Consider the following 13672-nt stretch of genomic DNA (forward strand, 5'->3'; position numbering starts at 1 on the left):
GGTGTGATGTTCATCACCGATTGGGCATAAATTGGCTCGGTCTCCCGGGTTTTATTTTCCACCGCCGGCGCTGCCAGAGTGGTGAAGCGCAAGCAACTTCTCGACAGGGGAACACTGTTTCCTACCTGCGAAGTTCTTGCGCTTTCGACGCGTTGTACTCGCTGATTTCGCAGCCGTGTTCAGCCTCTCGTTTTGGGGCTACAAATTATCTTCGCGTTGATGGCGCCGCGAAACCGTGCGAGAAAAACATGATGGATTCCTCATGATTTATGGCATAGTGTCCTGGCAAGGATTTGGAAACAAAAGATGTTTTCATTTCGTACTCCACAAGACAAGGACCTCAGCCACGTGAAATACGAAAAACTCGCCACTTTGCAGACCAATGTCGTAACTGCTCCAGACCTGGGTACTTTTGCAGTCACTTTCGCCGGTCAATCGCAACCATGGCTGGACACTCTCTCCAGCGTCATGGCCAGTGGCAACTCAAAGAAACTACGGGAAGTTTTCACTCGCGCTGAGGAACTGCTCGCACCGCTTGACGACGATCTCATCGGCCAGCTTCCCGCAGGTTTCGACCCCTTCGGCTGGGCAATCTCACTCGTTACAGACGAGCCATTTACCGGAGATACAACCAACCCTGCGGTCAGCGTCCCGGGCATCGTCTTGGCACAGTTGGGCATTGTCGAGTTGCTGGAAAAGCAGGGAATTAATATCACCGAAGCGGTAGCGGTAACCGGTCATTCGCAAGGTGTTCTTGCCGCTGAGATTGTCGCTCGCCCAGAGAAGGCAGCAGAGCTTCTGGCGCTAGCTCGCCTCATCGGTGTGGCGTGTGCGCGCGGAAGCCGAGTAGCCAGATTTGGGCGCGCGCCGATGATGAGTATCTCTGGCCTGACGGTCGAGGAGTTGGAGCCTTTCCTCCCCCAGGGCTGTGTCATCGGTCTGAAGAATACGCAGACTACCAGCGTAGTTATCGGCAAGCAGGATGAACTAGACCAGCTGGCAGAGCAGCTCACAACGCAGCAGCCGAAGGGTCGGAAAGTCGAATGTACAGTTCTGCCAGTTAGTGGCGCATTCCATCACCCAGCGCTGGTACCTGCTGTGGCATGGGTAGTGGAGCGAGCTGAGCGCATTGGGCTAGATGCGGAAACGGCGGACCGGCTTGCGCGTGCAATCTTGGTTGACCCCAGTGACTGGAGCGCCGAGGTACGGGGGCTCATCGACCAAGGAGCAACCACCATTTTGGATTTGGGGCCGAACACAGGCGTCGTCAAGCTGACAGAACGTAACGCTGAAGGCTATGGCGTGGCGGTGATTCCTGCGGCGACAGCTGCGGGTAGGGGCGTCCTGTCTGAGAGCGACATTGAGCATCCGACATCGTGGCTGGAGTTTGCGCCGCGTCTGGTCACTGGAGACAAGCCCCGTGTCGAGACGAAGTTCACCAAGTTGACCGGGCGCTCGCCAATTCTGCTCGGCGGTATGACCCCGACAACCGTTGACCCTGAGATCGTGGCGGCTGCTGCGAATGCGGGGTTCTGGGCGGAGCTGGCCGGTGGCGGCCAAGTCACGCCGGAAATCTTCGAGGCTAATGTGGCGCGACTCTCCGATCTGCTCGAGGAGGGGCGCAGTGCACAGTTCAACACCATGTTTTTGGATCCGTACCTGTGGGGTTTGCACATTGGAAGCCGCCGTTTGCTCCCGCGCGCAGTGGCAGCGGGGCGACCGATTGATGGAGTCACCATCTCCGCGGGAATCCCCGAGGTGGACGAGGCAGTTGAGCTAGTAAAGCAGCTGCGTGAGGGCGGGATTCCGCATATCTCCTTCAAACCGGGCACAATCGCACAAATCGAGTCGGTGCTCGAAATTGCAGACACCTTGGCGCAGCAGGGCACACCGTATCCAATCATCATGCAGGTTGAAGGTGGGCGTGCCGGCGGCCACCATTCCTGGGAAGACCTCGATGACCTGCTAATTAACACCTACGCAAAGATCCGCAAGCGAGATGTGGTGCTTGCTGTTGGCGGCGGTATCGGCAAGCCAGAACAGGCCCGTGATTATCTGATGGGCACGTGGTCGACACGGTACGGATTGGCGCCGATGCCGGTCGATGCTGTCATCATCGGCACAGCTGCGATGGCAGCCAAGGAGTCGACCGCCTCTGAGTCCGTGAAACAGATGCTGGTCGACACCGTCGGCACTGACAACTGGATTCCCGCTGGTAGCGCCATGGATGGCATGGCGTCGGGGCGCAGCCAGTTGGGTGCTGATATCCACGAAATTGATAACGCCGCAGCACGCGCAGGCAGATTGCTTGACGAAGTCGCAGGTGACCTCACTAAGGTGACTGAACGACGCGCAGAGATCATCGAGGCGATTAACGCCACCGCGAAGCCGTACTTCGGAGATGTCAGCACCATGACGTATGCCGAGGTGCTGAACCGCTATCTCGAACTGTGTGCGCCCGAAGGGACGTTCCTCGATCCAACGTGGTCGACGCGCTTCGTCGCACTCGTCGACCGCGTAGAGGCACGACTGAATGCAGTCGACGCGGGCACGTTTGACGCGCTTGCCGACGGCGACAGCTTGCGCACCCAGCCGCAGAACGAAATCTCGCGACTGTCCGGCCTGCTGGATCTGGATACCCAGCTCCACCCAGCAGATGTCACCTTCTTTATCTCTGAGCTCTGCCGCACACCTGGCAAACCTGTGCCATTCGTTCCGGTTATCGATGATGAGGTTCGTCGCTGGTGGCGATCGGACTCCCTATGGCAGGCGCATGACTCTCGCTACGATGCGGACCAAGTCTGCATCATCCCAGGGCCGCAGGCTGTTTCGGGCATTACCCGCGCGAATGAGCCAGTAGCGGAAATTCTGGGTCGGTTTGAAAAAGCTACTGCACAGGCATTGACGGATACCGGCTACCTGCCGGAGGCACCTGTTGACGCCCTCAGCCGGATGCTCGCAGCACCTGTGATTTGGTGGGCTGGCCGACAGCAGCCGAATCCGGCGCTGGCACTTGGCGCGGAACATGAGTGGGTATGTGTATCTGATGCAAGTGATGTCTCTCGTTCGCAACGCCTGGAACACTCAGGAACCGGTGCCATTTTGGAGACCATTGGAGCTGATGGCAGCAATGATGAGAGTGGGGAGGAGCTCGTCTGGGCACAGCTGACCGTTCCGCTGCCCGATGCTGCGGGTGAGAATACGAAACTGCGAATTCGCCTGTGCCAGAGTGCAGCGGTGGGCGCAGTGCCCGTCGTCAAGCACGAGGATGCGGCAGCCGCGATGCGGGAGCTGACGCGAATCGCGGCTGGCGGTGAGCTTGCAAACATCGTCGATGGGGTCGCGGAGTGGGAATCCGAGTGGGATCCGATGGCGATGGCTGACTACGATGCGGTCACTATTGCAGCTGCCGGCGATGAGTCGCAGGCGACGGTGCCGGACGCGTTGGTCGGGCATGCTTGGCCAGCGATTTTTGCGGCAGTCGCGCAGGCGCGTACTGAGACCGGCATTGATGTTGTTGAGGGCATGCTCGCGCTTGTTCACCTTGAGCATCACATTCGTATGATTGGGGCTCTGCCTCAGGAAACCACAACGTTGCGGATTAGTGCGCGTGTCGACGAGGTCGTTGATACGGACTTAGGGCGACTAGTTGTGGTGCGCGCGGAGGTTCGTGATGGCGATACGCTGCTCGCCACCTTGAGTGAACGCTTTGCCATTCGTGGCCGAAACGGCGGCGAGACAGCGCGGACCAATACTGTGCCATTTCCAACGGTCACGGATACGCCACGGAGTTTCCGCGGTGCCTTGACCGTGGAAGCGCCTAAGGCGATGGAGCCATTTAGCTGTGTCACAGGCGATCGCAATCCTATCCACGTCGATTCCCGGGCAGCAGCGCTAGCTGGTCTACCAGGGGTTATTGTCCATGGAATGTGGCTGTCGGCGATGGCCGAGCATGCGGCTGTTGCCACGTCGGATGCCGGCATTGGCAATCGGGTGATTGAGTTCACTGCGACTATGCTGAGTCCGGTTCTACCTGGCCAGGAAGTGAAGTTCTCTGTCGAACGCCGTGGTTTTGATGACCGTCCAGGCGCCGGTGAAGTCCGTGAAGTCACGGCCACAGTAGAGGGCGAGCTGGTACTGACTGCCACTGCTGTAATTGCCGCACCGACGACCGCATATGTCTTCCCTGGCCAGGGGATTCAATCACAGGGGATGGGGCTGTCTGCTCGGACTCGCAGCGTAGCGGCCCGCCGCGTGTGGGACCAGGCTGATGCGATGACCCGAGAGAAGCTTGGCTTTTCCGTACTGGCTATTGTCCGGGACAACCCGGTAGAGGTGGTCGTGGATGGTGTGCGCTATTTCCACCCAGAAGGTGTCCTGAATCTGACTCAGTTCACCCAGGTTGCGATGGCGACGTTGGGGCTGGCGCAGGTTGCGGAGCTCCGTGAAGCAGGGCTGCTGGATGAAACAGCTCACTTTGCGGGACACTCTGTCGGTGAGTACAACGCGCTGGCGGCTTTCGCTGGTGCGCTTGACGCAGATGCCGTGTTGGAGGTTGTCTACCGCCGCGGTTTGACCATGCATGAACTGGTCGAACGTGATGAGCAGGGGAGGTCCAACTATGGTTTGTGCGCCCTGCGTCCGGACAAGATTGGCGTAGGCGAGGACGAGGTCACCGAGTTTGTTAATCGGTTGTCGCAGGAAACCGGTGAGTTCCTCGAAGTCGTAAATCTCAACCTGGCAGGCAAGCAGTACGCCGTCGCCGGCACCGTCGCGGGCCTTGCGGCACTGGCTGAACAGTGCGAGCGACGCAGCTCGGACGGCAAGGGATACGTGCGTATCCCAGGTATTGATGTGCCATTCCACTCCAGTGTCCTACGCGACGGTGTGGATTCCTTCCGTAAACACCTGGAGCGGCTGCTGCCAGCGGAAATCGCTCCAGAACGCCTGGTGGGACGCTATATCCCGAATCTCACCGCGACCTCTTTTGAACTGACCGAGAAGTTCGTCCGCCAGATGGCTGCAGTCGTCGACTCAGACATTCTGGAAAACATCCTTGCCGATTTCGATTCTGCCGCTGAAAACCCGGCACGTCTGGCTCGCATGTTGCTGGTCGAGCTGCTGGCCTGGCAATTCTGCTCACCGGTGAGGTGGATCGAAACGCAGGATCTGCTGCTTGAGGATCTCGGTGTCAGCCGCATTATTGAAGTCGGTGTAGGTACAGCGCCCACACTGGCAAACCTGGCTGCCCGTACCTGCCAGCTGCCCCGTCACCGTAGCCGTGACATTCGAGTGCTCAATCTCGAACGTGATGCTGATGCAGTGTTTATGCGCGACCAAATTCAGCCGGAAAAGACTGAGCCCGCGTCGGAGGTGGCACCGGAGCAGGACGCGGCGCAGGCTCTATCTGGAGCAGCAGGAGCAGCGGGAGCAGCAGGAGCAGCGGAGCCGGCAGTATCTGTCGACCAACTCGCGGCGACCGAACAGGCAACCACGATCACGAGTGCTGCCACTCCGGCTGCCGAAGTTGCTGATATCGCAGTCAGCCCGGCAGAAGCGTTGGAAGTTCTTATTTGCCAATGGACGAAGGTACGTCCCGACCAGCTCGGTGCCGCCGACTCCATTGAGACTCTGGTCGATGGAGTCTCATCTCGACGCAATCAACTGCTGCTCGATCTCGGAGTCGAATTCGACCTCGGTTCAATCGAAGGGGCCGCAGATGCGGAACTGGCTGATCTAAAGGACAAGATTGATAGCTTGGCCAGTGGATATTCCGCATTCGGCCCGATTCTCTCCGAAGCCATTGCCGACGGTATTCGCCGGATTACCGGTCCTGCCGGTGCAGGCGCGAATTACATCGATGACTATGTGGCCGATGAATGGCAGCTCGGCAAGGGGTGGGCAACCGCAGTTAGCGCCGAGATCATGCTCGGTACTCGCGAGGGCGCATCCCTGCGCGGTGGTGATCTTGCGCATCTGGCGCCGGCCGCCCCAACCAGTACTGCTGAACTCAACCAGCTGATCGATGAAGCAATCCTTGCGGTCGCCGCGCAGCGAGGTGTATCTGTCGCTAAGCCGTCGGCAAGCGACAGTAGCGCTGGAATGGTCGACTCGGCTGCACTCACTGAGTTTGCAGATAAACTGACAGGCCAGCAAGGTATTCTTGCCACCGCTGCACGCACGATTCTGGAGCAACTCGGCCACGAGATTACCGGTGCCATTGACTTCGATGCCGAAGACGCCGACAGCAACCTGGTAAATCTCGTCACTGCTGAACTCGGTGCGGACTGGCCGAAGCTGGTCACCCCGACGTTTACGCCCACCAAGGCAGTGCTTCTCGACGACCGCTGGGCCACCTCCCGCGATGACCTAGCACGCCTCTGGGCAGCCACTGATGAAGACGTGGCTGACACCGCGCCGGGCAGTATCCACGAAACCGCAGTCGAGCAGGCACAGTGGTGGGCTGCCAAGGCAGACGAGGCAGGGCGGGCACAGTTGGCGAGTATCTACCGACAGCTGTCGGATGAGGCCATCACGAATGTGGATGAACTGCCGATGAATGCCGACATCGCTGTTGTTACCGGTGCATCGCCAAATTCGATTGGCTCCGCCGTAACTGCACAGTTGTTGTCTCAGGGCGCAACCGTTGTTGTCACTACCTCACGCCTGGGACATGAGCGCCTGAGCTTCTACAAGCAGCTCTACCGTATGCATGCGCAGGGCGAGGCGAAGCTGTGGGTGGTACCGGCGAACCTGTCCAGCTTCCAGGACCTGGATTCCCTTATCGACTGGATCGGAACCGAGCAGACTACGACGATTGGTGCGGAAGTGGTCGTGACCAAGCCCGCGCTGTCACCGACGCTGCTATTCCCGTTCGCGGCGCCTACGGTCTCAGGTTCGCTTGCCGACGCCGGTCCTGCGTCCGAGACCCAAATGCGTCTGCTTCTGTGGTCGGTGGAACGACTCATCGCAGGGATATCAGCACTCGGCGGGGACAATAATCTGCAGCATCGTTTGCATGTGGTGCTGCCGGGTTCACCGAACCGTGGTCGCTTCGGCGGTGATGGTGCCTATGGTGAAGCCAAGGCCGCACTCGACGCCGTGGTGGCGCGCTGGAATGTGGAGGACGCTTGGCGCACCCGCACCACTCTGGCTCATGCACAGATTGGTTGGGTTCGAGGCACCAACCTGATGGGTGGAAACGACCCATTGGTTGCTGCAGTGGAAGCAAAGGGAGTACGCACCTTCTCCACCGAAGAAATGGCAGCTGAACTCATTGAGCTCGCGAGCTCGGAGGCTCGGAAGAAGGCACAAACCCGCCCGATTCAGGCCGATCTCACCGGCGGATTGGGTGACGTCGACCTCAACATTGCGCAATTGGCGCAGGAGGCTGCACAGGCGGCTGCCCCAGCAGCTCAAAACTCTGAGATCTCTAGCGGGGCGCGTTCGCAGGAGCCGTCGTCAAGCCGTGTTCTGAGCGGTCTGCCAAGCCCACGCCGACCAATTGCGCAGACAACACCGACCTTTGGTGACATCGCAGCGGCTCCGGAGGACATGGTGGTCATTGTGGGCGCCGGTGAGCTTGGGCCGTACGGTTCTTCCCGGACGCGCTTTGAGGCTGAAGTCGATGATATTTCTGCAGCAGGAATTGTGGAATTAGCCTGGTCAATGGGGCTGATTTCCTATGAGGGTGGCTGGCGCGATGCCGACGGGCAACCGTTGGCAGAAAGCGACATTGCTACGCGCTACCGCGATGAAGTACTGGCGCGAGTTGGTGTGCGTCGTTACGCCGATGATGGCGATTTGGTTGACAATACGATGACTGAGCTGACCACGGTCTACCTGGATCGTGCGTTGAGCTTTGCTGTGCGTGACCGCGCGGCAGCGGAGACTTTTGTCAGTTCCAACCCGGACAACACCACTGCGAGCTTCGATGCCGAGACAGGGCAGTGGCTTGTGACACGGGCCGCTGGCACGCCAGTTCAGGTTCCACGCCGAATGGCGATGAGCCGCTATGTTGGCGGTCAAATTCCGCAGGGCTTTGACCCGGCACGCTACGGTATTCCGGCAGACATGATGGACAATCTGGACCGCGTGAGCTTGTGGAACATCGTCTGTACTGTTGATGCGTTCCTGTCATCGGGCTTTAGCCCAGCGCAACTGCTGGAAGCGGTCAACCCGGCGCGAGTGTCGTCGACACAGGGCACAGGTATTGGTGCGATGGAGTCGCTGCGCAGTCTTTACATCGACGGTCTGCTGGGGCAACCGCGAGCCAATGACGTCCTGCAAGAGGCATTGCCAAATGTTATTGCCGCCCATGTTATGCAGTCGTATGTCGGTGGCTACGGGCAGATGATTCACCCTGTGGCAGCCTGTGCGACGGCAGCGGTGTCGGTGGAGGAGGGCGTCGACAAGATTGCCCTGGGTAAGGCAGATTTTGTTGTCGCGGGTGGCTTTGATGACCTATCCACAGAGGGAATCACAGGTTTCGGCGACATGGCCGCCACAGCTGACTCCGCCACCATGGAAAACAAAGGCATCGAGCATGAGTACTTCTCCAGGCCGAACGATCGTCGACGCGGAGGTTTTGTGGAATCGCAAGGCGGTGGCACGGTGCTGTTGGCTCGCGGAGACATCGCCCGTGACATGGGGCTCCCCGTGCTCGGTGTCGTCGCATACGCCCAGTCCTTCGCCGACGGCGCGCACACATCCATTCCGGCGCCGGGTTTGGGCGCGCTAGCGGCCGCTCAGGGCGGCGAGAAGTCTCGGTTGGCTCGCGCCCTTGCAGCACTCGATGTCACTGCGGATCAGGTCGCGGTGTTGTCCAAGCACGACACCTCGACCAATGCCAACGACCCAAATGAGTCCGAACTGCATGAACGCATTGCAGATGAACTCGGTCGCGAGCGCTCTAACCCGCTGTTGGTGGTCTCTCAGAAATCGCTGACGGGACACGCTAAGGGTGGTGCTGCAGCGTTCCAGATCATTGGTCTGACCCAGGTGTTGCGCAGCGGCATTGTGCCAGGTAATCGATCGCTGGACTGCGTCGATCCCGCATTGGCTGAGCATTCGCGTCTGGTATGGCCAACGAAGGCAGTCAATTTCGGCAATACGTTGCCGCTGAAGGCTGGCTTTGTTACCTCGCTCGGGTTCGGACATGTCTCGGCACTGGTGGCAGTCGTCCACCCGGAAGCTTTCTACCAAGCGATAGTGCAGCACGATGGCGATGAGGCTGCGGAGCGTTGGCGGTCCGCGGCGCACAACCGCGAAGCGGCTGGTCTGCGTCGCATTGATGAGGCTATTTACGGTGGGGAAGCTCTCTACGAGCGTCCACACGAGCGAAACCTCGCGGACGGTGGTCGGTTCGGTTCACCTGCTGCATTGGAAAAGGCAGTTCTGCTTTCCGACGGCGCCCGTCTAATCGATGGTGTCCTCCAGCCATGATTGGCGTAGACCTCGTCTATATTCCGGGCTTCGAAGAGCAGCTGAATATGCCAGGAAGTCAGTTCGCGCAGGCTGTTTTCACACCTGCGGAGCTACTGGTAGCTAGGCGCCGCGGAGCAGTCGGCGGCGCGCTGGCGCGTCACTTAGCGGGCCGCTGGGCTGCGAAGGAAGCCTTCATCAAGGCCTGGTCGCAGACTCTCTTCGGCAGCCAACCGCCGATTGCGCGAGATCAGCTGGACTGGCGGGAAATAGAGCTGCAGCCGGATGCCTACGGTCGCGTGAGCATCAGTCTCCACGGGGCTGTGAGCCGCCATTTCCACAATCAGGAGTGGCAGCTGGGGCCGTCGTTAAGCATCTCGCACGACGGCGACTACGCAATCGCCGTCGTACGCCTGGACTAGTCCGGCACCGCGCTAATCGACGGACTTCTGACGGCGACCGACCAGGATGCCGGCACCGAAGATTAGCGCGCCCAGGATTGCGCCGGTTCCGGCGACTGCGGCGGTTTGGAGCGGGGAGTTGGTCGCGGCCTGCTGAGTCTGCACATCAACTTCGTCGAGGCCATTGCCGGAAGCGTTGGACTTTGCGGAAGCCTTGCCAGATGCCTTGGAGGAGCCGCTGGCCTTGGACTCTCCGGTCTTGGAGGCACCGGTCTTCACAGCTTCTTCGCGTTCCTTGGCGGAGCCGCCGACGCTGAGGTCCGTGGCCGTGTCCTGGCTGCGGTCGGAGGAACCGTGAGCAGCAAAGGTGTAGAGCGCGCAGTCATTTTCGACGCAGTTGGCGGCCGAGGTGACGGCCTCGACATTGAGCGTTGTAGAGAAGCTGCCGTCGGAGGACATCTGGGAGGTGCGCACAAACTCAGCGGCGGAGAAAGCATCAGCGTTGGTGGTGGAGAACTTGTTCTTCTCAGCCACTGCGACGTAGATGCCGTTGCCGCTGGTCTTGAATCCGCTGCCGGAGACAGTAATTGCGGTGCTGCCCGATGGGTTCAGTTCCGTGGTGGAGAGGCTTACCGACGGGGTGCCGGTCGAGGAGCTGCTGCCGTTGGAGCTGCTGGAGCCACTGGAAGCGCTGGTGCTACTCGTTCCACTAGACCCTGTGCTGCCACTGGTGCCGGAGCTTGCGCTGCCTGCGGACTGTGAGGAGCCACCGCCGGAGGGCAGGGTAGCGTCCTGCTTGGCAGCTCCGCCGGCAAACGATACCGCGGTCGCCGTGTCCTGGCTGCGGTCGGAAGAACCGTGAGCAGCAATGGTGTAGACCGAGCAAGCGTTCTGCATGCAGTCTGCCGTGCCGAACTTCGCGCTGACCGGAAGATCCACGCTGAAGCTGCCGTCGGACTTCAAGTTGCCGCGAGAGGTAGACACAAACTGGGTATCCGGGCCGAAGGAATCGGCGTTGGTCACATCCATCTGGTCATTTTGCGCGATACCGACGTAGATGCCCGGTCCAGAGGTCTTGAATCCCTTGCCTTCGACTCGAATGGTGTCGCCGCTCGGGTTCAAGTCTGAGGTCTTGGACAGGCTCACCGATGCGTTACCCCGTGACTGCGACGGTGACTGCGAGCCCGACTGTGACTGGGAGCCCGAACCGGTGCTCTGGCCACCGCTCGGTGCCGCGCTGGTGGAACCCTGTGATTGAGCAGCCTGGGAAGTAGCACCCGCCTTGAAGGTGATGGGGACCCACTGGTCATTGCTGCGGTCAGAAAGATTAGGGAACGCAGTAAAGGAGGCTACGTAGCACTGGGTGGAGGTGCAGTCGACATCGCCAAAGCTGGTCGCGACCTTCATCTCCTGCGTAAAACTTCCGTCAGCGCCGACTGTCACCTTGGCCGCTTCGCCGTAGGTCGAAGGGTAGCCCGACTTTGGCTTCTCGATTGTCTGGGCCAGGTAAATATTTGCGTTAGCGGGGTAGCCGACTCCCTTGATGGTCACGGTGGCGCCGTCGGACAGATCGGTGGCAGGGGTCACAGAGAGCTGGCGCTCAGACTGATCGGTGCTACCGCCGAGAAGGTCGCCGATGCCGGGGAGCGAACCGCCGAGCTGTCCAATCGATGGCAGTGACTGTGCCGATGCGGGGACTGCGGGTAGGAACCCCGTACTCACTACGATTGCCGAAGCTAGAACAATAGAGCGGGGAAGCAGGCTCCGTCGGAAAGCGCCCTGCGTCGTGGACATGTGAACCTCTGATTCTGTTTGGGAGTTCCGGCGCAGGCGCGGCGAAAAACAGGGAACCCCACCGCGCTGACCAGAGTAAAGCTATAACTAAGGCAAGCCTACCCTCCGTGTATTGGTAAGGGCAATAAATGCCCCTGCCGAGGTGGGCGAGGGGCGCTCTCTAGTCTGTTGCCTCCGCGACGCTCATGAGATAAGAGATTGTCATGCGTTTGATTTCCTGCACCGTCAGCTCGTAATGAGCTTCCCGCTCAGCATCGCTTCCCGGATGGTCCACCGCATAATTCAGCAGGGCGTACGTGGCGTTAATCATGAGGTCGGAGATGAAGTTCAGTTCCGCATCGCTTGACGACGGCACCAGCGGGCGCAGCACCTTTGAAATCTCGGTGACCAGGCGTGACTTCGTATCTTCTGCGGTTGCGCGTGTGGCGGGCGTTGATTGAACAGCCAGCCATACGGCTCTTCTGGAAACGTCCTCGCGCCAGAGTTTTGCCAGGTGATCGATGAACTCCGAGAGAAACTCCGGCCATTTCAAGGTGGGGACTGTTTCGCCGAAGCGTGAGACTTCCTCGATGACGGCCTCGGTGTCCTGACGGTCGAGCTCGCAGATCATCACATACTTGTTTGCGAAGAATTGGTAGAGCGTGCCAATGGGGATATCTGCGATGCGAGCGACTTCGTCGAAAGTGAAAGACTCAAACCCGTGCTCGATGAGCACTGTGCGTGCCGAGCTGAGCATGCGTGCGTACCGCTCTCGGCTGCGTTGCTGAGCCGGAGTGCGACGGGGACGAAGAATATTCGGTGCGTCCTGGGATTGAGTCACTACTACGAAACCGTCTAATCGGGATGATGTGGGAGGAGAGTTTGGGGCCAGGGTCAAAGTAGGCCTTGCGGCTAGTTAGCTTTCGGAAGCCTGTGATTCCACGCCCAAGTCACGCAGTACGCGCTGGACGTGCCCCTTGGCGCGAACGTTGTACCAGGCCTTTTCAATTTCTCCTTCGGCATTAACCAGGAAAGTCGAGCGGATGACGCCCTGGACAATCTTGCCGTAGTTCTTCTTCTCGCCGAAAGCGCCGAATGCGGTCATGGTTTCCTTGTCCGGATCGGACAGAAGGGTGAAGTTTAAGCCGTGGTCCTCGCGGAACTTTGCGAGTTTCGCCGGCTTGTCCGGAGAAATACCTACGACAGGAATGCCGGCATCGTTCAGGGCAGCGGATTCATCGCGGAAGTCGCATGCCTCAGTGGTGCAACCTGGGGTGTTGGCCCGCGGGTAGAAGTAAATCAGCACGGGCTTGCCCGCGTAGTCCGACAGAGAAACCTGCTCTTCGGCGTCGTTGAGAAGAGTAAACGCTGGGGCAGGGTCGCCAGCTTCCAGACGGATGTTGTTCTGGCCGTATTCTTTGTCGCTGGAGGAAGAAGTAGTCATGGCTTCATCGTATCGACTCTGGAGCGGTGCGTGTCGACTCTGAAGCAATGCGTTGAGTTTTTCCCCGTGCTCGCCCACGTTGCTGTAGTGGAAGTGTTAGTCTTTTAGGCGAACAATCACTTTAGATATTCAACTTTTTAGGGAGTTTACGTGGCTCGCAGCATTGAAGATATCCAGCGCGATATTGAGCGTAACCGTAACCAGCTCGCCCGTACTCTGGATGAGCTAACCGTGCGAACGAATCCGAAGAACGTTGCGGATGACGCAAAGACCCGTGTTTTCGATGCTCTGAATGAGCCGAAGGTGCAGGCAGCACTGGGCGTCGTTGCCGCACTTGTTGTTGGTGGCATCGCAATGGGCATTCGTCGCAACCGCAATCGCAGCAAGGAAATTGACCGCATTCGCGAGATGATTGAGACTGCTGCTAAATAGTTTTTCGGTAATTAGCGCACGCGCTTCGGGTGGTTGCCTGGGGTCGTGCGCTTTTGCGTATCTAACCCTTGTTTGAGTCAGGCGTGGGGTGCGAGCGAGGGTTGCAAGTTGGCGCCTACGCTGGGTTAAGTAGCAAAAAGTGTGTCTGACTTTCAGCATTACTGCTGATTAGGCTGGGTAAATCGGGCGGATATAAGCA

The 13672-nt window shown here is 59.3% G+C and carries 6 protein-coding genes; 3 read left to right on the forward strand and 3 right to left on the reverse strand.

What is annotated here, in order from left to right:
• The first annotated feature begins 306 nt into the window (after positions 1-306).
• Together QP981_RS09550 and acpS are read left to right on the forward strand one after the other, a co-directional pair.
• Entirely contained in the window at positions 307-9444 is a 9138-nt protein-coding gene (locus tag QP981_RS09550; protein WP_284857907.1) for a type I polyketide synthase, read from the forward strand.
• Positions 9441-9845: a holo-ACP synthase AcpS gene (gene acpS / locus QP981_RS09555; protein ID WP_284857906.1), complete on the forward strand. Its 405-nt coding sequence runs from the start codon at positions 9441-9443 to the stop codon at positions 9843-9845. Before QP981_RS09550 ends, acpS begins: the two co-directional genes overlap by 4 nt.
• A gap of 12 nt (positions 9846-9857) precedes the next feature.
• Here acpS and QP981_RS09560 read toward each other — a convergent pair whose 3' ends face one another.
• The 3 genes from QP981_RS09560 to bcp form a co-directional block, all read right to left on the reverse strand.
• Complete coding sequence (locus QP981_RS09560) at positions 9858-11618, reverse strand: neocarzinostatin apoprotein domain-containing protein (protein ID WP_187405214.1); 1761 nt, start codon at positions 11616-11618, stop codon at positions 9858-9860.
• A 160-nt stretch (positions 11619-11778) separates the two neighbouring features.
• Positions 11779-12438 carry a TetR/AcrR family transcriptional regulator gene (locus tag QP981_RS09565; RefSeq protein WP_502869568.1) on the reverse strand — a complete coding sequence of 220 codons (660 nt, stop codon included), beginning with the start codon at positions 12436-12438 and terminating at the stop codon, positions 11779-11781.
• A gap of 75 nt (positions 12439-12513) precedes the next feature.
• Positions 12514-13041, reverse strand: coding sequence for a thioredoxin-dependent thiol peroxidase (gene bcp / locus QP981_RS09570; RefSeq protein ID WP_049172881.1), 528 nt, complete (start codon positions 13039-13041; stop codon positions 12514-12516).
• A gap of 150 nt (positions 13042-13191) precedes the next feature.
• On the opposite strand from bcp, the gene QP981_RS09575 reads away from it, so the two are divergent.
• A complete protein-coding gene (locus tag QP981_RS09575) occupies positions 13192-13473 on the forward strand; it encodes a DUF3618 domain-containing protein (protein WP_038628049.1) in 282 nt (93 codons plus the stop codon).
• Positions 13474-13672 lie beyond the last annotated feature (199 nt).

The organism is Corynebacterium sp. MSK047, from assembly GCF_030232285.1.
Taxonomy (GTDB): Bacteria; Actinomycetota; Actinomycetes; order Mycobacteriales; family Mycobacteriaceae; genus Corynebacterium; species Corynebacterium jeikeium_D.